The sequence below is a fragment of the Gilliamella sp. BG2 genome (assembly GCF_046635645.1).
In the GTDB taxonomy this organism is placed as follows: Bacteria; Pseudomonadota; Gammaproteobacteria; order Enterobacterales; family Orbaceae; genus Gilliamella; species Gilliamella bombi.
The window spans coordinates 33,174-55,397 of record NZ_JBIDFF010000007.1; the positions used below are offsets into that span (position 1 = coordinate 33,174).

General features: G+C 33.8%; 20 protein-coding genes, 3 tRNA genes and 1 pseudogene. 12 read left to right on the forward strand and 12 right to left on the reverse strand.

Annotation, left to right across the window (positions count from 1 at the left end; translation table 11 throughout):
• The first annotated feature begins 176 nt into the window (after positions 1-176).
• Genes fkpA through tusC form a run of 3 tightly spaced genes read left to right on the forward strand, consistent with a single transcriptional unit; the run spans position 177 to position 1,703 of the window.
• On the forward strand, positions 177-965 hold the full coding sequence (gene fkpA, locus ACGH6Q_RS04390) for an FKBP-type peptidyl-prolyl cis-trans isomerase (protein WP_411592072.1): 789 nt from the start codon (positions 177-179) through the stop codon (positions 963-965).
• 4 nt (positions 966-969) lie between these two features.
• Entirely contained in the window at positions 970-1,335 is a 366-nt protein-coding gene (gene tusD, locus ACGH6Q_RS04395) for a sulfurtransferase complex subunit TusD (RefSeq protein ID WP_366941233.1), read from the forward strand.
• Positions 1,336-1,349: 14 nt separating this feature from the next.
• Positions 1,350-1,703 (forward strand): sulfurtransferase complex subunit TusC, encoded by a 354-nt coding sequence (gene tusC, locus ACGH6Q_RS04400; RefSeq protein ID WP_296301218.1) that lies wholly within the window; start codon positions 1,350-1,352, stop codon positions 1,701-1,703.
• A 255-nt stretch (positions 1,704-1,958) separates the two neighbouring features.
• Here tusC and nagE read toward each other — a convergent pair whose 3' ends face one another.
• Positions 1,959-3,449, reverse strand: a complete 1,491-nt coding sequence (gene nagE, locus ACGH6Q_RS04405) for an N-acetylglucosamine-specific PTS transporter subunit IIBC (RefSeq protein WP_034910834.1) — start codon at positions 3,447-3,449, stop codon at positions 1,959-1,961.
• A 249-nt stretch (positions 3,450-3,698) separates the two neighbouring features.
• Between nagE and nagB the strand changes: the two genes are divergently transcribed.
• Genes nagB through ACGH6Q_RS04420 form a run of 3 tightly spaced genes read left to right on the forward strand, consistent with a single transcriptional unit; the run spans position 3,699 to position 6,925 of the window.
• Positions 3,699-4,505 (forward strand): glucosamine-6-phosphate deaminase, encoded by an 807-nt coding sequence (gene nagB / locus ACGH6Q_RS04410; RefSeq protein WP_034910836.1) that lies wholly within the window; start codon positions 3,699-3,701, stop codon positions 4,503-4,505.
• Positions 4,506-4,516: 11 nt separating this feature from the next.
• Complete coding sequence (nagA, locus tag ACGH6Q_RS04415) at positions 4,517-5,659, forward strand: N-acetylglucosamine-6-phosphate deacetylase (protein WP_411592074.1); 1,143 nt, start codon at positions 4,517-4,519, stop codon at positions 5,657-5,659.
• A gap of 36 nt (positions 5,660-5,695) precedes the next feature.
• Positions 5,696-6,925 (forward strand): ROK family protein, encoded by a 1,230-nt coding sequence (locus ACGH6Q_RS04420; protein WP_411592075.1) that lies wholly within the window; start codon positions 5,696-5,698, stop codon positions 6,923-6,925.
• 50 nt (positions 6,926-6,975) lie between these two features.
• Here the strand turns inward: ACGH6Q_RS04420 and asd are convergent, their stop codons facing one another.
• From asd to ACGH6Q_RS04445, 5 genes and pseudogenes are all read right to left on the reverse strand, one after another.
• Entirely contained in the window at positions 6,976-8,079 is a 1,104-nt protein-coding gene (gene asd, locus ACGH6Q_RS04425; protein ID WP_411592077.1) for an aspartate-semialdehyde dehydrogenase, read from the reverse strand.
• A 377-nt stretch (positions 8,080-8,456) separates the two neighbouring features.
• Positions 8,457-8,533, reverse strand: a tRNA-Pro gene (locus tag ACGH6Q_RS04430).
• Positions 8,534-8,555: 22 nt separating this feature from the next.
• Positions 8,556-8,631 (reverse strand) — tRNA-His (locus tag ACGH6Q_RS04435).
• 133 nt (positions 8,632-8,764) lie between these two features.
• Positions 8,765-8,974 (reverse strand): L-serine ammonia-lyase, iron-sulfur-dependent, subunit alpha, encoded by a 210-nt coding sequence (locus ACGH6Q_RS04440; RefSeq protein ID WP_238786468.1) that lies wholly within the window; start codon positions 8,972-8,974, stop codon positions 8,765-8,767.
• Between the two features lie 22 nt (positions 8,975-8,996).
• Positions 8,997-9,249 (reverse strand): annotated as a pseudogene (locus ACGH6Q_RS04445) (serine dehydratase subunit alpha family protein); the annotation flags it as partial.
• 329 nt (positions 9,250-9,578) lie between these two features.
• Between ACGH6Q_RS04445 and ACGH6Q_RS04450 the strand changes: the two are divergent.
• Together ACGH6Q_RS04450 and ACGH6Q_RS04455 are read left to right on the forward strand one after the other, a co-directional pair.
• Complete coding sequence (locus tag ACGH6Q_RS04450; protein WP_034910896.1) at positions 9,579-10,259, forward strand: response regulator transcription factor; 681 nt, start codon at positions 9,579-9,581, stop codon at positions 10,257-10,259.
• Positions 10,260-10,403: 144 nt separating this feature from the next.
• Entirely contained in the window at positions 10,404-11,573 is a 1,170-nt protein-coding gene (locus ACGH6Q_RS04455; protein ID WP_208610473.1) for an ATP-binding protein, read from the forward strand.
• Between the two features lie 13 nt (positions 11,574-11,586).
• Here the strand turns inward: ACGH6Q_RS04455 and ACGH6Q_RS04460 are convergent, their stop codons facing one another.
• A complete protein-coding gene (locus tag ACGH6Q_RS04460) occupies positions 11,587-12,321 on the reverse strand; it encodes a M15 family metallopeptidase (protein WP_065590754.1) in 735 nt (244 codons plus the stop codon).
• A gap of 175 nt (positions 12,322-12,496) precedes the next feature.
• On the opposite strand from ACGH6Q_RS04460, the gene ACGH6Q_RS04465 reads away from it, so the two are divergent.
• From ACGH6Q_RS04465 to ACGH6Q_RS04475, 3 genes are all read left to right on the forward strand, one after another.
• The gene (locus tag ACGH6Q_RS04465; protein WP_411592134.1) at positions 12,497-13,630 is read left to right on the forward strand and encodes a bifunctional tRNA (adenosine(37)-C2)-methyltransferase TrmG/ribosomal RNA large subunit methyltransferase RlmN; all 1,134 of its coding nucleotides are present in this window, start codon (positions 12,497-12,499) and stop codon (positions 13,628-13,630) included.
• A gap of 29 nt (positions 13,631-13,659) precedes the next feature.
• The gene (locus ACGH6Q_RS04470) at positions 13,660-14,274 is read left to right on the forward strand and encodes a hypothetical protein (protein WP_411592079.1); all 615 of its coding nucleotides are present in this window, start codon (positions 13,660-13,662) and stop codon (positions 14,272-14,274) included.
• Between the two features lie 61 nt (positions 14,275-14,335).
• Positions 14,336-14,911 carry a manganese efflux pump MntP family protein gene (locus tag ACGH6Q_RS04475; protein WP_296317559.1) on the forward strand — a complete coding sequence of 192 codons (576 nt, stop codon included), beginning with the start codon at positions 14,336-14,338 and terminating at the stop codon, positions 14,909-14,911.
• 143 nt (positions 14,912-15,054) lie between these two features.
• Here ACGH6Q_RS04475 and ACGH6Q_RS04480 read toward each other — a convergent pair whose 3' ends face one another.
• The 5 genes from ACGH6Q_RS04480 to ACGH6Q_RS04500 all read right to left on the reverse strand — a co-directional run bounded on the left by ACGH6Q_RS04480 (position 15,055) and on the right by ACGH6Q_RS04500 (position 21,840).
• Positions 15,055-17,184, reverse strand: coding sequence for an AAA family ATPase (locus tag ACGH6Q_RS04480; protein ID WP_296317561.1), 2,130 nt, complete (start codon positions 17,182-17,184; stop codon positions 15,055-15,057).
• 14 nt (positions 17,185-17,198) lie between these two features.
• Positions 17,199-18,830 carry a hypothetical protein gene (locus tag ACGH6Q_RS04485; RefSeq protein WP_296317563.1) on the reverse strand — a complete coding sequence of 544 codons (1,632 nt, stop codon included), beginning with the start codon at positions 18,828-18,830 and terminating at the stop codon, positions 17,199-17,201.
• A gap of 438 nt (positions 18,831-19,268) precedes the next feature.
• Positions 19,269-20,915, reverse strand: a complete 1,647-nt coding sequence (gene groL / locus ACGH6Q_RS04490; RefSeq protein ID WP_174799282.1) for a chaperonin GroEL — start codon at positions 20,913-20,915, stop codon at positions 19,269-19,271.
• 47 nt (positions 20,916-20,962) lie between these two features.
• Positions 20,963-21,256: a co-chaperone GroES gene (locus tag ACGH6Q_RS04495; protein ID WP_034915350.1), complete on the reverse strand. Its 294-nt coding sequence runs from the start codon at positions 21,254-21,256 to the stop codon at positions 20,963-20,965.
• A gap of 146 nt (positions 21,257-21,402) precedes the next feature.
• Positions 21,403-21,840, reverse strand: coding sequence for an FxsA family protein (locus ACGH6Q_RS04500; RefSeq protein ID WP_411592081.1), 438 nt, complete (start codon positions 21,838-21,840; stop codon positions 21,403-21,405).
• Positions 21,841-21,998: 158 nt separating this feature from the next.
• On the opposite strand from ACGH6Q_RS04500, the gene ACGH6Q_RS04505 reads away from it, so the two are divergent.
• Positions 21,999-22,074, forward strand: a tRNA-Phe gene (locus tag ACGH6Q_RS04505).
• Positions 22,075-22,224: the final 150 nt, after the last annotated feature.

Below are 22,224 nucleotides of genomic sequence, written 5' to 3' on the forward strand. Positions count from 1 at the left end.
ATACCACTTTCACTCAAGGATGATTTAAATTGCAAAAGATGCTTTCCTTAATATATTATCAATGGATTACTATAAATTTATAAAATAAATGATTTGTAAACCCTTATTATCTTATATCAAATCAGATATAATAACTAAGATAATTACCCAAAAAGTTTATAATCTGGAGAAGTAGAATGAAATCATTGATTAAAATGACGTTAGTAAGCAGCGTAATTGTATTAACATTAGCTGGTTGTGATGAGAAAAATTCATCAAATAAAGTAACAATTTCAACTAATGCACAAAAAGAAGCATATGCATTAGGTTCATCATTTGCAACATACATGAAGTCAAATTTAGAACAAAATGAAATTAAACCAGACCAAGAATATTTAATCAGTGGCTTTAATGAAACTTTCCGAGATGCCTCTCAACTTTCAAAAGATGAAGTGAAAACCATCTTAGATGAATTTGGTAAAAGAATCCAAAAAGAAAGCAAAGAGCGTTTTGAAAAAGAAAAAACTGAAAATACAGCATCTGGTGAGAAATTCCGTGCAGAATTTGCTAAACAAGATGGAGTAAAACAAACAAAATCAGGGTTACTTTATCAAATCATTCAAGAAGGTTCTGATCGTCATCCAACAGCTCAAGATACAGTTATTGTTCATTATACAGGAACTTTAACTGACGGACGTAAATTCGATAGTTCTTATGATCGAGGTGAACCAGCAACATTTCCACTAAATGCTGTTATCAAAGGTTGGACAGAAGGAATTCAGTTGATCGGAATTGGTGGAAAAATCAAACTTGTTGTACCACCTGATTTAGCTTATGGTGACCAAAGTCTTCCAGGTCAAGAAGGTAAAGCTGGAATCCAACCTGCATCAACTTTAATTTTTGAAGTTGAATTGCTTGGCGTTGATGGGGATAAAAATGATAAAAATCAAGAGCCAGCTCAAAATCAAGAACAACAAGTTAACTAACTTGATTGATTCATTGAGTTATACTCTTGTTGTTATGGGTCCTGCTTATGGGACCCAATCTGCTTATTGTGCATATCAATTTGCACAAGTTTTACTGTCACAGACTCCCCATACCATTAAAAATATCTTTTTTTATGCTGATGGTGTTTATAATGGCAACAGTTATACTGATCCCGCTAATGATGAATTTGATTTAATCTCTGCATGGCAGGAATTAGCAAAAACATACCCTTTAACTTTAACTGTTTGTGTTGCTGCCGCTCAGAGGCGTGGCGTTATTAAAAATAATCTCGCGGATTATTTTCATTTAACGGGCCTTGGAGAACTAAGTGAATCAATTGCAACAACAGATCGAACTATTCAGTTTTAACTTAAGATACTGAAATGAAAAAATTAGCAATTATTATTAGCTCACCACCTCACGGAAATGCCAAAGGCCGAGAAGCTCTTGATATAGCATTGGCCATATCAGTCATTAACCACATTTCTGTTTTTTTTATTGATGATGGTGTATTCCATTTATTACCAGAACAACAACCCCATAAAATTTTAATGCGTGATTATATTGCAACTTTTAATATGCTTGAGCTTTATGATATTGATGATGTGTACGTATGTGAATCTTCACTCAAATCGAGAAATCTAATTCAAATACCTCATAATATTCCTAGTAAAGTCATTAATAATCAGTTATTAACTCAATTATTAACTCTTCAAGATGTAATTTTTCGATTCTAATTCTAGACTAAAATACAACATATTACACTGCAATAATAGGCATTATACCTAAATAAAAATCGTTCAATAAGACTATTTGTTTTATTTATTTTATCTGATTTTTCTGATTATTTATAAATACATTCTAGTATTTATAAATAAGCTAATAGTATTTTGTATATGATTAAATCAAATAAATAATCCACTCTATTTTTTCATTATACTTAAATAGGAGTGGATTATGGTTTAATTTGATTTAACTCTTATTTTAATTAACTAAACTAACTTTTTCATTTGATCTGCAATCTTTTCTGCTTGCTGACCAACCACAATTTGTACCCCTGTTTTACCTAATTTTATTACTGCCATTGCACCAAGGGCTTTAGCAGCTTGTTCATCAATAAGCTCCGAATCATTAACTCCTAAACGCAAACGTGTAATACAAGAATCAATATTGGTTAGGTTTTCTTTACCTCCAACAACTGCTAAATATTGTTCTGCAAGTTTTGTTGTATCTGTATTTCCTTGCGTTGATTTTTCCGCTTCACTTTGGGTTGTTTCCACTTCATCTTCACGACCTGGTGTTTTAAGATTAAATTTCACAATAACAAAGCGGAATGCAACATAATAAACAACAAAGAACACTAAACCCTGAAGTATAAGCATATACCAATGTACAGCAAGTGGATTACGACTAGAAAGTAACATATCAACTAAGCCAGCACTAAAACCAAATCCTGCAATCCATTGCATCGCTGCGGCAATATAAAGTGAAATACCAGCTAAAATAGCATGTAAAACATAAAGTAATGGCGCAACAAACATAAACGCAAATTCTAATGGTTCAGTAACGCCAGTAAAGAATGCAGCAAATGAAGCGGCTAACATAATTGAAGCTGTTTTATCCTTATTACCTTTTTTTGCTGTATGATACATAGCTAACGCAGCTCCTGGTAAGCCAAACATCATAATTGGGAAGAATCCAGCTTGGTAACGACCCGTAATACCAATTGTAGCTAATCCATCATCAATTGACTTTTGTCCACCTAAAAAAGTTGGAATATCATTAATACCTGCAACGTCAAACCAAAAAACAGAATTAAGTGCATGATGTAAACCAACAGGAATTAATAGACGATTGAAGAACCCATAAATACCAGCACCCACTGAACCTAAATCTTTAATATATTTACCAAAAGCAACTAATGCATCATAAATAGATGGCCAGATAAAATATAAAACAGCAGAAACCAATAACATAACTATCGATACGATAATAGGCACTAGCCTTTTACCACTAAAAAATGCTAATGCTTTATGTAATTCCACTTGACTAAAACGATTGTAAAGTTCAGCTGAAATAATACCAACGAGAATACCAATAAATTGGTTATTTATTTTTTGGTATGCAGCAGGAACTTTTTCTAACCAATTTTCTGCTTTTGTATCAATACCACTAAATAGTGCAATCGAACTAGGAGACAGTAAAGTTGTAACCACTAAAAAGCCAACTAACCCAGCAAGTGCGGCTGCACCATCTTTATCTTTAGACATACCATAAGCCACACCAATAGCAAAAAGTATTGGCATATTATCAATAATTGCTCCGCCAGATTTAATTAAAAAAGCGGCTACAATACTATTTTGCCCCCAACCATTAGGATCGATCCAATATCCAATTCCTAGTAGTATTGCAGCAGCTGGTAGAACTGCCACAGGTACCATCAATGAACGCCCGATACGTTGCATATAAGCTAAAATTCCCATAAGTTTAACCTCATATAGTTATTAGGGGTATATAATAAAAAGTAATAAAATTTTACATCTTTAAGTGATGATAATTAAGTATTATTATTCCACTCTATATTATTTATTTTACTTCGCAAATTAATTATTCTCTTTTTGTGATTTAAATCACCATTTTTTTTGATTAATTAGTTTAATATAGTAAAATAAAGACAACATATTTTATTTCAAGAAAAAAGTTTTTAATTATATCACAAGAGGTAACAGCACATGAGACTTATTCCCTTAGAAAATGCACAAGAAGTCGGTGCCTGGGTTGCACAGCGCATTGTTAATAAAATTAATGAGTTTAAACCTACCGCAGATCGTCCATTTTTATTGGGGCTGCCAACAGGTAGTTCACCATTAGTTATGTATCAACAATTGATTAAACAATATAAAGCAGGTAACGTCAGCTTTAAACATGTTGTAACCTTTAATATGGATGAATATGTTGGTATTCCAGAAGAGCATCCACAAAGCTACCACACATTTATGTACGAAAATTTTTTCAATCATATTGATATTGACAAAAACAATATCCATATCTTAAATGGTAATGCGCCAGATATTGATCAAGAGTGCCGTCAATATGAAGCCAAGATCAAAGCTTACGGCAAAATTAATATTTTTGTTGGGGGGGTAGGTCAAGATGGACATATCGCTTTTAATGAACCAGGATCTTCACTTTGTTCACGTACACGCATCAAAACATTAACTGAAGATACACGCATTGCTAATTCTCGCTTTTTTGATAATGATGTGAATCAAGTACCAAAACATGCGTTAACCATTGGTGTTGCAACTTTAATGGATGCACAGGAAGTTATTTTATTAGTTTGTGGTCATAACAAAAGTTTAGCATTACAAGCTGGTGTTGAAGGGTCTGTTAATCACCTTTGGACTGTCACTGCACTACAAATGCATCCTGCATCAATTATTGTTTGTGATGAACCAAGTACTGATGATCTTAAAGTGAAAACACTAAAATATTTTAAACAAATGGAAGCTGATAATCTTAAAGTGACCGTTTTATAAAGGATAATTCAATGTATGCATTAACAAATTGCCGTTTTTATACAGGTTATGAGATCCTTGATAGCCACGCTGTTATTATTGATGGAGATAAAATTACAAAAGTCTGTAAACAAAACGAATTACCTACAGATATCAAAATTGAAAATTTACAAGGTGCACTTGTTGCACCTGGATTTATTGATATCCAAGTTAATGGTTGTGGTGGTGTGCAATTTAATGAAACGCTTGATGCACTGTGCGTTGAAACATTAGAAGCCATGCAGGCCACAAATCTTATTTCTGGCTGTACTAGCTATTTGCCTACATTAATTACATCAACTGATGAATTTATGATAAAGGCAGTTGAAGTGATGCGTGAATATTTGACCTTGCATCCTAACCAAGCACTAGGTTTACACCTTGAAGGACCTTACATCAATCCTGAAAAGAAAGGTATTCATGACGAAAATATTATCCGCCAACCATCACAAAAAATGATTGATTTTCTATGTAAAAATGCTGATGTAATTAAAATTATAACTTTAGCACCAGAAAAAGTTGAAAGTCATTTCATTAAGCAATTGGTTAACGCAGGTATTCATGTATCTGTTGGGCATTCGAATGGTCACTACGATGATTGTCGTCGTGGATTTAACGATGGCATTCGTTTAGGTACCCACCTATTTAATGCCATGCCTTATATTTCTGGACGCGAACCTGGCGTAGTTGGCGCAATTTATGATGAACCTGAAGTTTATGTAGGCATTATTGCTGATGGTCAACATGTCAGTTGGGCAAATATTCGCAATAGTCACAAAATAAAACAAAATCATTTAATTTTAGTTACTGATGCAATGTTACTTGCAGGTTCTAATTTAGAATCAGGCGTATTTGCAGGCAAAACCATTTATTATAAAGATGGCCGCTGTATTGATGAAAATGGCACACTTGGTGGTTCAGCATTAACTATGATTGATGCAGTAAAAAATGCTGTTGAATATGTAGGTATTGCATTAGATGAAGCATTAAGAATGGCAACACTTTATCCTGCCAAAGCAATCGGTGTGGATAAAGATCTTGGTAGTATTTGTGAGGGTAAAATTGCGAACCTTGTTGTATTTAATCGTGACTTTACAATAATTAAAACTATTGTTAATGGAGAAGTGAGTCGCTAGAATATCAGATAGTTAATGAAAAATATTGAGTAATATATGAAATTTAATTATCTGAACTTAGTTGGCAACGCTGAATTAATCAAACAGCTAAATTATGCAATGATTTACCGTTTGATTGTTCAGCAAGCACCTGTTTCTCGTATTCAATTGGCCGAAATCAGCCAATTAGCCCCTGCAAGCATTACCAAAATAACCCGTCAACTTCTTAAAAAAAAATTAATTAAAGAAGTTGATGCACAACAATCAACGGGGGGACGGCCTGCAGTTTCAATCGAAGCTAAGTTTGAATATTACCAAGCAATTGCCGTACAATTAAGTCGATCTCACGTCACAATAGAGCTTTTTGATTTAGGGGCTAAATGCCTTATGTCAAAAAAATGCTCACTTACCAATTTTACTCAACAACAAGTTCAAGATTATCTAATTATATTAATTAAAGAATTTATTCAGTTGAATAGCAAAAAAATAAAACACTTAGTTGCAATATCTATTGTACTCCCTGGCTTGATTGACTCAGTTAATGGCATTGTTCGATACACCCCACATATTCAAGTAGAAGAATGGGCTTTAGGCGAGATACTGCAAAAGGAATTTAATGTATCTATTTTTGTAGGAAATGATATTCAAAGTCTAGCATTAGCTGAAAGTTATTTTGGTTCAACACAACATGTCGATGATTCTATTTTAATCCGTGTACATCGCGGGGTAGGCTCTGGTGTTATCGTTAATCAACAGTTGCTTACAAACCACAATCAAAGCGCTTGTGAAGTTGGGCACATTCAAGTAGATACATTAGGTGAACGTTGCCATTGTGGTAACTTCGGCTGCTTGGAAAACCGAGTTGTAAATAAAGCAATTGAATACCGAGCTAAACAGATGATTGAGCAAGGTTATGCATCAAAGTTAACATTAGAAAACTGTGATATATATCATATCTGTCAGTATGCTAATCAAGGCGATGAACTAGCTATTAAGTTAGTTAAGGATGCAGGTGAAAATCTTGGTAGAGCAGTTGCAATTATGGTTAACATCTTTAACCCTCAACGAATTGTGTTAGCAGGAGAACTTACCAAGTCGCCCGAAATACTATTAACTGCTGTTAATAGTGCATTAAATGCTCAAAGTTTAGAGGGATTACGGAAAAACCTGACTATCACTTGTTCTTCCCTTAACGATAGCTCAGCAATTGGCGCATTTGCATTAGTGCAGCAAGCTTTATTTAATGGATCACTATTAGTGGCATTGTTGAATGATAAAGAACCATAATCTATTGTTATAAAAAACCGATAAATCGGTTTTTTATATTTTATTTTTAATTAGGCCAAAATGCATAACATTCTACGTAATGGTTCAGCCGCCCCCCATAATAATTGGTCACCAACAGTAAAAGCAGAAAGGTAATCTTTTCCCATATTCAATTTACGTAAGCGCCCAACAGGTGTTGTTAAAGTGCCTGTGACTGCTGCTGGGGTAAGTTCACGCATCGAAAGATCACGATCATTCGGCACGACTTTTACCCAATCATTATGAGCTGCAAGCAGTTTTTTAATTTCAGGGACGCTGATATCTTTTTTTAATTTAATGGTAAAAGCTTGGCTATGACAACGCAAAGCTCCAATACGAACACAAAGTCCATCAACAGGAATAATCTGACTTGTTCCCAAAATTTTATTGGTTTCGGCTTGCCCTTTCCATTCCTCTTTACTTTGGCCATTATCAAGTGCCTTATCGATCCAAGGAATTAAACTTCCTGCTAATGGCACACCGAAATTATCAGTAGGTAAACTACCATCACGCATTTTTTGTGTCACTTTACGCTCAATATCCAAAATAGAGGAATGCGGATCTTGTAGCTCTTTTGCTACTTCGGCATTTAGCATGCCCATTTGAGTTAATAGCTCACGCATATGGCGAGCACCACCACCAGATGCCGCTTGATAAGTCGAAACAGAAACCCAATCTATAAGATTTTCAGCAAATAACCCACCTAATGACATTAACATCAAACTAACCGTACAGTTACCGCCTACAAAAGTTTTAATATCTCTATTTAAAGCAGCATGAATATTAGCTTTGTTTACAGGATCAAGAACAATAATTGCATCATCTTCCATGCGTAACGTTGAAGCTGCATCAATCCAATAGCCCTGCCAACCTGTTGCACGTAATTTTGCGTAAATCTCTGAGGTATAATCACCACCTTGGCAAGTGACAATAATATCTAATGCCTTTAAAGCATCAATATTATCTGCGCTTTGTAATATACCTGTTTTTCCACCAAAAGTTGGAGCTGCTTGACCAGCTTGAGAAGTAGAAAAGAAAACAGGATTGATATAATCAAAATCATGCTCTTCAACCATACGTTGCATAAGCACAGAGCCCACCATTCCACGCCAACCGACAAAACCAACATTTTTCATAATTTATTCCCAATAAATAGAGGTTATATAAAGAGATATTTTTATCTATTAAAACAAAATATCACCATAAAACAAGTAAGATAAGAATAATTTTTGTAGGTAGGAATATAATAACATGCCGTTATATATTAAAAAGACAAAACAACCACAATAACGAACAGAAAAACAAATTATCATAACACAATGATTAATAATCAGTATTTTATTTTTTGAAATAATTGGATTATTAGTCAACTTATTTATAATAAGTTATATGTTCTCAACACTTTCTTCTTAGTTGGATCACTTCGCTGTGCATATTGGAACAAACAGATGAAAAAATAGTCTATTTTGAAACAAAAAATCTCAACTAAATGAACGAGCTTTTTATTTAAAAATGGTCGGCGAGAGAGGATTCGAACCTCCGACCCACTGGTCCCAAACCAGTTGCGCTACCAAGCTGCGCTACTCGCCGTTAGCTTTTCTATTTAATAAAATGGGGTGGCTAATGGGATTCGAACCCACGACAACTGGAATCACAATCCAGGGCTCTACCAACTGAGCTATAGCCACCATAGAATCAGGACGAAATATTACGCATAAAAAATAACATTGTCCAGTAATTTTTTTAAAAATATGCTGATTGCTTATATTAAAATCGCTAAAAGCCTAATATTTTATCATAAAGCAAATATTCATGCTTTGACTACAATGGTACCAAGATTATTGATTGATGTTTCCACGCTATCAAAAAACAATTCCTTCCTTCTTTATCTATCACTCTAATTTGGCTTAATGCCATTAATACTGCTTTAAATCCAGAAGACACTGAAGTTGATACTTTCATTACGCAACTGCTTGAAGCACCATCACAAATAATACCAGATAAATCACGAATCATACTACAAATAGCCATATCAATAGGCTCATAATACCCAACCACCGATTGCGCCAATGGCAGCAGCAATAGGTAATCCAACCATACCAGTACCTGGCACAGTTACCACCTTACCATTTTTTATTAAATTAGGCGAAACATAAGCATCAATTTTTTCAATGTTTGTTGCTACTATGTTGCATCGCAATAGCTGCAACCAAAGCTAAAGATATGGGCTCTGTACAACGAACTGCAGGTAAAACATCATGTTTTACCAATTGAATTAATTGTTGCCAGATTACTTGTTGTTCTATTTTTTATCTCCATATTAACTTTAGTAATGTTAAATGATGGAACATTTAGTGTTAAGTAAACTGACTATTTTAGTCTATCTTAATTAAGATTTGAATAATACCTACTTATAACCATTAGAAAGTAGCATAATGGTTATGGTGGTTATTGTGAAAAAATATATTAATACATATAGTTATGTCTTAAACCTTTTTACATTATTTAATAGTGAATTAAATAATCAGGAATAGTTTAAAATATGTAATATTTTAGTAAAAGAACCTGACTTTTTTTTTATTATTGCAATAATGTAAAAACCTATAATTAGATAACAATGGCGATTGCGATTATGATAAATATTTTATTAATAGATGATGATATTGAATTATCACAAATGCTTAGCGAATATTTGACTAATGAAGGTTTTAATATCAAAAGTGTTTATTTAGGTAAAGATGGTATTGATGAAGCGCTATCAGGTAAATATCGTGCAGCAATCTTAGACGTGATGTTACCAGATATTAATGGTATTGATGTCCTGAAAAGCATCCGTCAACAATGTAATATGCCTGTTATTATGTTAACTGCTAAGGGTGATAATATTGATCGCGTTTTGGGTTTGGAATTAGGTGCTGATGATTACATTCCAAAACCATGTTATCCGCGTGAATTATTAGCAAGATTACGTGCAGTTTTACGGCGTTTTGATGAACGTTCGGTCGAAATGGTTGATGATAAAAAATACCATTTTAATGGTTTAATGTTAGATCTACCTCAACGGCTTTGTACGTGGAATGGACAAGTAATTGATTTGACATCAACCGAGTTTAATTTATTAGTTTTATTAGTGAAACATAGCGAGCGAGTAGTAACTAAAGAAGAATTATCTGAAATTGGGCTTGGTCGAGCAAGAGAACTTTATGATCGTAGTGTTGATGTCCATATCAGCAATATTCGCCAAAAATTACATCAAGTTGCACAAAATGATGTGACAATAGAGACGATTAGAGCCGTCGGTTACCGTATTCGTTAACAAACAAATAGGCTTGACATGAATCATCGATTATTCTGGAAAATACTTATCACGTTTGGGGTAATCTTTTATCTTACCTTCCAATTGACTTGGATTGCATTTTCTATTTATGTAGAAAATAAAAATCAAAGATTTCTCAATCATATGCCTACGAAAGTCGATATGATTGCCCAGTTATTACATGTAGCTGGTGAAGATGAAACGCTTAATTTCATAGCACATTTACCTGAGCGAGAAAGAACGTTACTGTCAATAAAATTAGTTTCTCCATTGAATGATCAAGTTAATATTTTAACCGATGAATTAGAAACACCTACATATGCTTATCAACGCATGACTGTCGCTCCTGACGGAACTCTTTATTCTGTTTCATTTAAAGAGGATAAAGAGGATCATGTTAAAAAGGCATTGTTCAACATGCCATTGCCCATTGTATTAATGGGCATATGTGTTGGACTTGTTTTTAGCCTCTTTCTAGCATGGAATTTAACTAGACCGATGAGGTTATTAAGGCAAGGTTTTTTCAAGGTATCTCAGGGAGATCTTTCTGTCAGATTATTCAATAAACTAAAACCTAGGCGTGACGAACTTAGCGAATTAGGTAAAGATTTTGATATGATGGTTGAGCAACTTAATATATTACTTTCTGATCGTCAGTCTCTCCTTCATGATGTTTCTCATGAACTTAGAACTCCGCTTGCTCGATTGCAACTAGCAATTGGACTTGCTCAACAAAATAAACAAAATATTGATACATCTTTAGCTAGAATAGAGTTAGAGTCAGAACGTTTAGATCAGTTAATTGGCGAAATTCTAAATTATTCTCGTGCTGAAATGAATAATCGCACTGATGAATATTTTGATTTAAAAGACTTAATAAGTGTAGTAATCAATGATGCTAATTATGAAGCTAATCACCAGTTAATTGAAGTACATTTTACTTTATCATCTATTACTCATCCAATTGTTAAAGGTAATTCAGAACAAATACGTCGTGCTGTTGAAAACATTATCCGAAATGCTATTCGCTTTTCAAAAGCTGAGCAAGCCGTAGAAGTTTCACTAAAAGAAACAGGTAAGTATTTACAAATTGAAGTTAAAGATCGAGGTCCTGGTGTTGAAGAAAATAAGTTATCAAGTATTTTTGAACCATTTGTCCGTATTCAGTCTCCACAATTAGGTAAAGGTTATGGTCTAGGACTAGCAATTGCCAGAAAGACCGTCATTATGCATAACGGTACTATCCAAGCAACTAATCGTGATGGTGGAGGCCTTATTGTAACAATATGCTTGCCTTATTGGAGAAAACATTAATAATAAAAATATATTAATAACAATCAGCATTCACCGTTAATACATACTCTTTAACTAGGCTTTCCAGCTTGATTTTATCGCGCCCTATAAAATTTAAAGATCTCATAATAACTTCTGGATCACTTTTCAATATATTTTTGTATTGGTCAATATATTGGCTAGCAATAGGTTTATATGACCAGTGCCATTCTTCAGGTTGATACCCTCCTTTGCGTCCTTCATTAAAAGCTTGGCAAAATCCATATTTAGGCAGATTTTTTTGAAGCCATTTATATAAAATGATGCCTTTTTTATCATACTTAAAATATTTTGATGAAACGCTGGTAATATCAATATCTGTTCCCCAATGATGCCTTGATGTGCCAGGCATTGACGAAAATTTTAGAATTTCTTCAGCAATTTTTTCTGGATCATTTATTTTAGCTGATAAAGCATCCCATTTCCGTTGCCAAATACCGTTTTGGTAAGTGTAATTCCGCGTTGCACTTACTATGATAAAAGGAACATCTGGATGAACTTTTTTAAAATCATTGTAGGCTTTTATAAGTTGTTCGGTTGGCTCTTTTTGCAGATACATTCCTTTTTTATTAACAGGTAGTATAGTTGAATCTAACGCAATAAAACCATTATCTTTTTTTTCGTCAAACTGTCCAATCAGTTTATTTAATGTGATCTGTTGTGCCATGGTAAAAGTAGGAAATAGAAGTAAAGATAAGTTTAAAGTTAAACCACCTATTTTTTTTAACATTGTTGATTTCTTCATCTTTCAAGCGTTGCCAATATTCTATATAGCCAGATTAAGTTAAAAACAGTATAATCCTTTTCCTAAAAAAAGAAATAGCCATAATGTGTAAAAACGAGGCCTTATGTTAACAACATCTACATCTAATACGTCTGAAAATTGTTTAGACGCTACCAATACAATGAATCTTAATAAAACTAATTCCATAAACGAAAGAATAAATTTACTAAACTTCACACGCCAACAATTGAGAGAGTTTTTTATATCACTTGGTGAAAAACCGTTTCGAGCTGATCAAGTAATGAAATGGATCTATCATTTTGGTGTAGATAATTTTGATCAAATGACCGATATCAATAAAAAACTACGTGAACAACTAAAGACTTTAGCAGAAATTAAAGCTCCTAAGATTGCCATAGAACAGCGTTCTTCTGATGGCACAATAAAATGGGCACTTGATGTTGGTAATAACCAACTGATTGAGTCTGTTTATATTCCTGAACGTGATCGTGCAACATTATGTGTTTCATCTCAAGTTGGTTGCGCACTAGAGTGTAAATTTTGTTCTACTGCCCAACAAGGATTTAATCGTAATTTAACCGTTTCTGAAATTATTGGCCAAGTATGGCGTGCATCAAATGCAATTGGTGTCACCGGAAAATTAGCAGATAGGCCCATTACTAATGTAGTTATGATGGGTATGGGTGAACCGCTACTTAATTTATCTAATGTTGCACCAGCTATGGAAATTATGTTAGATGATTTTGGCTATGGTTTATCAAAAAGGCGTGTAACACTATCGACATCAGGAGTTGTTCCCGCTTTAGATAAGCTAGCTGGTATGATTGATGTGGCGCTAGCGATATCACTTCATGCACCTAATGATACTATTCGTAGTGAAATTATGCCAATTAACCTAAAATACAATATGTCTATGCTACGTGATTCAATTCTGCGTTATCTTTCGTCTTCAAACGCAAATCACGGAAAAGTAACTATTGAATATGTATTACTTAATCAAATTAACGATGGCGTTGAACATGCTCATGAGCTTGCACAATTCCTAAAAAATGTACCTAGCAAAATTAATTTAATTCCTTGGAATCCGTTCCCTGGTGCGCCTTATTCAAGATGTTCAAATACACGAATTGATCGCTTCATGAAAACATTGATGGGATATGGGTTTACCGTAATAGTTCGTAAAACACGGGGGGATGATATCGATGCTGCATGTGGCCAGTTAGCTGGTGAAGTTGTTGATCGCACTAAAAGAACTCTTTACAAAAAGCAGAACCTTGTTAAGCAAACAGCATAAGGATAAATCTTTATAAAAAGGAGAGATAGATGAAGAAATTGTTAGTTATAACTAGCTATTTTTTGATGATAGTACTAGCGGGTTGCCAAATGAAAAACAACAATGAATTTGATCCAGAAAAAGCCGCTTTGGCTAGGATGCGACTTGGATTAGGATATCTTGCTAAAGCAAATGAGTCAGAAGAAAATATCAAAGTAGCACATTATAATCTAAAATTAGCTGCACAATACTCTCCAAATAATCCCCAAGTTATGTTAGCCATGGCAATGTTTGATCAACATGTTGGTGAATACAACGAAGCCGAGATAATTTACAAACGTATTACTCTAATGCAACCAGGTTATGGATTATATCATATCCATTATGGTTCTTTTTTATGTGGTCGAGATCGTTATCAAGAAGCAAAAAAACAATTTGAACAGAGTATTGAGTTCGATCGTCATCGTTGGAAAGCTGATGCTTATGAACAATATGGTTATTGTGCAATCCAAAATAATGATAAAAGAACAGCTGACTTAATGTTTAAGCAGCTTTTTCAATATGATGTTAATCGTCGAAACAACGTTATAAAAACAGCTGAACTTTATAAAAACAAAGGTGATAAAAAAATAGCAAATTATCTATTTTCAGTAACAAATAAATAAATCATCATCCATTATTATAATATTAATAAATTTTTAATAATTATAAGCAAGAGTATATGTCATGAATTTTTGGGCTATTTTATTATTAGCACTAGCAATGTCAACCGACGCCTTTGCTGTCGCCGTTTGTCGTGGGATTTCACTTAAATCAACACCAATTTTAGGCGCATTCAAAATTGGTATTCTATTTGGTGTTGTTGAGGCTATTACCCCATTGCTTGGCTGGTTAGTTGGTTATATTGCGTTGCAATATATTGAACAATGGGATCATTGGGTTGTATTTGCTGTCATGCTATTTTTAGGCATTAATATGATATATAACAGCCAGAAACAGTCAAATGGAAATTGCCAAGAAGATGAATTAACATCATCAAAAAAATCTTTTCTAATGCTAATTTTCACAGCAATTTCAACCAGTATAGATGCATTTGCCGTTGGTGTTGGCTTAGCATTAGCAAGTGTTAATATCTTTTTTGCTGCATCAATGATTGGACTCGCTACCTGTACAATGGTTACTATTGGGTTATTATTGGGTAATAAAATTGGCTGTTTAATTGGTAAACGGGCTGAGCTTTTGGGCGGGTTAGTACTTATTTCTATTGGAGTAATAACTCTTTATCAACATCTTTCAGTTTAATATTTCAAATAAAATTACTTTCTATACTGTTAGGTTTCGAACGTTTTATTGATTGATATATTTTATCCAAATTTAAATAACGTCCGAAACCAATCACTTTCCTTAATAAAGGTTACAGAAAACTAACTCTATTTTATCTTCCTTTAATTTTTGTAAAATTCCATATCAAAACTATGTGTCTGCTGGTTATAAATTGCTTTAAACACTCCTTGATCTTGAGGATTCTGCAAAATATGATTAACAATAAATGGCCTAACATTGGTTTTTATATAACCCGGCAATCCTCGGGCACCACGAATGATATCATAATGATCGTGACAGAATGTACTGATACAAGAATCTTTTATTTCGATAGTATAGCCTCGATGACTATATGATTGATTTAATTTGTCAATTTCTCGACGAATAATCCGTTCAATAACTTCCATTGGTAAACGTTTAAAATGAAGAATATTTTCTCGTCCATTAAAACGATTAAGCAGTTCTGAACGATAAGTATTATTCAGTTCATTTGTCGCTAATTCACATGCAACTTCGTCAGAAAGGTTAGGATCCAAATAGTAAGATTGTCCAATATTTGAGGTCATAATAATCATGATATCAGAAAAATCGACAGTTCGACCTACATTATCGGTTAATCTTCCATCCGATAAGATCTGTAAAAAGATATTAAAGACATCAGGATGTGCTTTTTCAATCTCATCAAATAAATAGATTCCAACCGGTTTTGTTCTAACTGAGTTTGTTAAAATTCCACCTGCTTCAAATCCTTCATATCCCGGAGGTGCACCAATTAATTTAGCAACAGCATGTTTTTCCATGTATTCTGACATATCAAAACGAACCAACGATTTTTCGTCACCGTAAACATATTCCGCTAAAGCTTTGGCCATTTCAGTTTTACCTACACCAGATGGACCTAAAAATAGGTAAGACATTGCAGGACCTGATTCTTCAAGCGTGTCAACTTTAGCCACCTTTACCGAATTGGCGACATGTTTAACAATGTTATCTTGACCAAAAATTCGCGATAATAAATTTGCCTCCAAATTAATCAAGTTTTCAACTTCATTCTCATCTAATTTGTTTGCTGATATACCTGAAACTTTGCTAAATTCAGCAATCACTTCTTGGCGATTTAGTCGCAAATCTTTATTGGCTAACATCACCAATTTTTGATGTTGTTCATTATTTTGTGCAATTTCAGCATCAATTTGTCGAATTTTTTCCTTTAATTTAGCGACTGCTGGAGAGTCAAATCCTCCAGCCGTTAATTGCGCGAATGTCTTTATAGCAACTGATTCTGAATTTTTATTATTGTCCTCTTCTTCTTGTAACTGAGTGATTTCATCTTGCAGTTTGAAGCGTAACGTTTCAGCATCACGTTGATATTGATATGTTTTACTAATTTCAGACTTTAAATTCTGCCAATCTTGCTGCCATTGTTCAAGCTGCTGCCGCAAATCATATTGTTCTGTTTCACTGGTACTTTTTTCGATCTTACCCATTAACTCAGCAATTTTTGGATGCTGTTTATGTGTAAGTTGACGATAACTAGCAAGCGCACGATCAAGTAATGAAATAGCACGTTGAGGCTGTGCCCCACCTAAACCTAAACTATCACGATATTTACAGGTTAAATGTATCGCTTCATCAATAGCATCTTTATCCACTTCAATTTTGTGGTATCCAGATAACTCCTTTGCAACAGTAGTAACAATGGAATTTAAATTATCCCCAGTAGGTTCTTTGACATCGTAAAGTGTGTAAAGTTCAGGCATATTCGTGCTAGCCTTTAGCACACTACTAAGTTTATCATCACGAACTTCGAGGATAACTTGAAAATTATTTGATTTATCGGCGTTATTTAGAGCATTAATAAAATGAGCATTACCTGTATTATGTGCTGCTTCTAAAAAATTAGCCGTATCAGTAATAATCAGCACTGACTCAGGAGTTTGCATTAGCTTTTTTAAAATACTTTGAAACTCATTATTTATCTTATTACTATCACCGCTAGAAAAAAGAGCATCACAATTTAACCAAAATAATTTTTTTACAATCAAATCAAATGGTGTATCTGGGTTATTTTTAGCCGCCTGCAAACCAAGACTAAGCATTGAAACACCTACACCTGCAGGCCCTGTCAACAAAAGAGAATTTGATGATTTTCGTATGAGAATAGACGATATTCTCTCTAAATCATGTTCCCTTCCTACTAAAGTAAAATTAGGGTATTGCGCTAAATATTCACGCCCTCTAACTAAATACATTGTGCATTCCTTTGTTATAGTTTAAAGGGTGAAGTAGTATGTGAGCTATCTTTTTTGGTTTCAGATTTTTCTGATAAAACATCACCTGTCACCGCAATAAATTCTCGTGTATCATTTTGAACATCTTTGGACATTTTTTCAATTTCTTCCAAATTTGCTCGCATTGTTTCTAGTGCCGCACGGGTGATTTCAGTCGCTTCTTTTTGGGTATCACCAAATTCAGCTAAATTTTGTAGCATTGCTTCTAAATCATTATTAATTTCATCACGACCAGTTGCAATTCGAATAGCTTCATTTTTAGCAATATCATTTGTTACTCGAGTCATTTCGGCTAAAGTATTACCGGCCATTGATTGTGCTTCATTAATTGCAGCTGAGTTAACTGCTGTTACAACAACACTGAGTTGTGAAGCAACCGATGCGATGCCTCTTGAATGCATTGCTCTTGCACTTTCAACTTGTTTTTTGGTTGCTGCTTGCATATTACGAATTTTAATAGCTTCAGTTGTTAATTCACCATAGGTTTGCATAGTATCGACAGTTGCTGTGGATACAGTATCAATGTGTTCATCCAAATTACGGCGTGTTTCATCAAGCTTCATTGACTCTAACAAATTATCACCAACATCTTTACTCTCAAGCTCTTGTCTACGTTCACGATGGACTTTCTCTACTTTTTTGGTCGCTTCGTTCATAATGGCATAAATTTGTATCATATTGCCATTATTGTCACTAAGTCCTTCAATCTGTTTAACCATTTTTTCAAGATGATTACGAATTGCACCAAAACGCTCTTTACCTTGATTCACAAATTTTAATGCCGATTCAACCATATCAGCTTGACGTAATGTATGCTGTTCTGAAGTTAAATTTAGCAACTCTTTTAATTTTTCAACATCGATTGATTCAGAGCGTTGCTCGTGACGCTTTGTAATTTCTATCTGAATATCATCTAATTCTTTATTTTTGTTTTTTATTTGTTGATTTAATTTAGCTATTTTTTCTTCATTAGTCACAATTTTAGCTTTTGATGCGGCTTTAATTTTCCCTAGGCCAAAAAACTTTTTATCCTGTTGTAATAACTCTATTTCTTTTTTTAATTCAGATATTTGTTTTTCAATATTAATAATTTCACTTTGCACATTTGCTTTTTGCGTTACTTTTTCTTCGTCCCATTCTTGATCGGCTTTAATTTGAGCTAATGCATTTCGGGTTTCACCATTTTGGCGTAAGTTATATAAAGCATCAGTGAGTTCGGTAAGTGGTTTTATTTTTTCGATAAAATCATTAAGATCATTATTAAAATCAGCATACACTCGTTGTAATTCAGCAAATACTTCGGTATCAGTCATCTCAATACGTTGTTTAGACATCTCTTCAGAAATTGATTGAAGATATTCTTTAAATGTATCAAATTCTTGAATTTTGGCCCGATCAATTTCCTTATTGTCAGAAAATTCTAAAATATTAGTAACTTCTTCTACTTTTTGTTCCAATGAAAGGCTATCTGAAAATATAACTTTAAAAAAAGTATTTTCTTGAATATTAGCAAGTGGAGTTTCTACTTTTACTTTTTTTTCACGTTGTCTAACCGAATAGTCTTTTTCTTCTGTACTGGCTAATTTTTTTCTTGGAGCTACACCCATTATTTCTTTCCTTAATTGCTTATTTCTATATTCACTTATTATTTAATTACTTTAAATTCTATTTTAAATAAAAAATAAAGTTTGGAACAATAATTTGATCTTATAGAAAAGATAAATTTCATCTTTTCATCATGTTATTATCTATTTAACATCTGATTTTGACAAGTAAAACAGTCATCCAAAATCAAAAAATTAAAGAATAAATGATAATCATCAAGTATAGAGCAAGCTTTTTGCTGGTATAACAAATTATTATTTATACTTTATTTAATCGATTAAAAATTTAAATTATTATTGGTATTTTTAATTAATTGTATATTTTTATTTTGCAGTTATTTGATAAAGAGAAAATATAACTAAAGAAAAAATCCATAAAAAAACCACTCGCATAAACGAGTGGTCTGTATTGATAAGATTATTTCGTACTGACGAAGAGAATTACATCATTCCGCCCATACCACCCATGCCACCCATACCACCAGCGGCACCTAAGTCAGCCTTATCATCTTTAGGTAAATCAGTTACCATACATTCAGTTGTAATCATAAGACCAGCAACAGATGCAGCATATTGTAATGCACTACGAGTTACTTTAGTTGGGTCTAAAATACCCATTGCAATCATATCGCCATATTCTTCAGTTGCGGCATTGTAACCATAGTTACCTTTACCACCTTTAACTGCATTAACAACAACAGATGCTTCTTCACCGCAGTTAGTAACGATTTGACGTAATGGAGCTTCCATCGCACGAAGTGCAACTTTGATACCAACGTTTTGATCTTCATTTGCACCCTTAAGTTCTGAAATAGTAGTTGCGGCACGAACAAGAGCAACACCACCACCGGCTACAACACCTTCTTCAACAGCTGCACGAGTTGCATGTAATGCGTCTTCAACACGAGCTTTTTTCTCTTTCATTTCAACTTCAGTTGCCGCACCAACTTTAATTACAGCAACACCGCCAGCAAGTTTCGCAACGCGTTCTTGAAGTTTCTCTTTATCATAGTCAGAAGTTGATTCTTCGATTTGTTTACGAATTTGTTCAACGCGAGCATTAATTAATGACTCCTCACCAACACCATCAATGATAGTTGTGTTGTCTTTATTGATTACAACACGTTTTGCTTGACCTAAATCTTCAAGAGTTGTTTTTTCAAGTTCTAAACCAATTTCTTCTGAAATTACAGTACCCGCAGTTAAGATTGCAATATCTTGTAACATTGCTTTACGACGATCACCAAAGCCAGGAGCTTTAACAGCTGCAACTTTAACAATGCCACGCATAGTATTCACAACTAATGTTGCAAGTGCTTCGCCTTCAACATCTTCTGCGATAATCAATAAAGATTTACCTGCTTTAGCTACAGCTTCAAGCACTGGTAATAATTCGCGGATGTTAGAGATTTTTTTATCGGCTAATAAAATATATGGGCTATCTAATTCAACAGTTGCAGTTTCAGGTTTATTGATAAAGTATGGTGATAGGTAACCACGATCAAACTGCATACCCTCAACAACATCAAGCTCATCTTGTAAACCAGTGCCATCTTCAACTGTAATAACACCTTCTTTACCTACTTTTTCCATTGCCTGAGCAATTAAAGTACCAACAGTTTCATCAGAGTTAGCTGAAATTGTACCTACTTGAGCAATGGCTTTAGAATCAGCGCATGGTGCAGATAATTTTTTAAGCTCTTCAACAGCTGCAACAACTGCTTTATCAATACCACGTTTTAAATCCATTGGATTCATACCAGCAGCAACAGCTTTTAAACCTTCATTAACAATCGCTTGAGCAAGAACAGTTGCAGTAGTTGTACCATCACCTGCTGCATCATTTGCTTTAGATGCGACCTCTTTAACCATTTGCGCACCCATATTTTCGAATTTATCTTCTAATTCGATTTCACGAGCAACAGAAACACCATCTTTAGTAATGGTTGGTGCGCCAAAAGATTTATCTAATACTACATTACGTCCTTTTGGACCTAATGTTACTTTAACTGCATCGGCTAATACATTAACGCCTTTAAGCATTTTGGCGCGAGCGTCATTACCAAATTTCACATCTTTAGCTGCCATCTTCGTATTTCTCCTAAATTCTGTATATAAATTAAATTAGTTGTCAGTTATGCTTGTACAATCGCTAAAATATCGCTTTCAGATAAGATAAGCACTTCTTCATTATCGATTTTCTCTGTTTTAACGCCGTATCCTTCATTAAAAATTACGATATCTCCCACTTTAACATCTAGCGGCTGTACTTGACCATTTTCTAAAATGCGACCATTACCAACAGCTAAAACTTCTCCGCGAGTTGATTTACCTGCTGCCGAACCAGTTAAAACAATACCACCAGCTGATTTTGATTCTACTTCTTTACGTTTAATGATCACACGATCATGCAATGGACGAATTTTCATTAGTTATCTCCTAGCACTAATTTTTTAATTAAGATAATTATTAACAGAAATCATAGAATTATGATTTTTCAATGTAGTGCACAATATATGGGGATTATTTTAAATTCTTCAAGAGAACAAATTTAAAAAAAAGTCCAACTGATTATTTATTCATCATTCTTCTGTTTGAATTCACCTTCAATAATATCACCCTCTTGATAGTGCATTTGTGATGAAGAAAATTTTGATCTTATTGGTATTTTTCGAACAATAAATTCCACGATATGATCTTGTACATGGGGTATTAATAAGATTGCACCTAAAATATCAGTTAAAAACCCTGGAATAAGCAAGAAAAAACCGGCAAAAAGCAAAGCTACACTTCTAATTACTTCATTTTTATAGCTTTGATTATTAGCTATTTTTTGTTGCATAATACTAAGGTTTTTCAAACCCTGAGTTTTAACTAACGAGAAACCAAGAATAGATGTTGCAATAATACAAATTAAAGCAAGAAAAATACCAATAGAATTGGCAACAGCTATGAAAAAGGTGAGTTCAAAATAAACATAAATAAAGAAGATAATAAAGCCAACAAATCGCATATATAATTCCTATAAGGATAAAAACATATTATTAAAAATTATCTTTTAATATGAAGATGATTAGCTATTTTTCAACCAAACAATATATATTTTAAAAAAAATATTACAAAAGGGATTGACTGATAATCACGAATCGTGTTTAATGTGCATCCATTGTTGCCCGGATAGCTCAGTCGGTAGAGCAGGGGATTGAAAATCCCCGTGTCCGTGGTTCGATTCCGCGTCCGGGCACCAATCACCAAATTCTAAGACCTGCTTCTAGCAGGTTTTTTTATATCTAAAGCCTTTTCAAATAAGCCTTTCACCTTGTTTCACTACTCAACCGAATTCAACTGAAATTACCCCAAATCAAGTGGAAAATCGGATACAAACCCGGATACATTT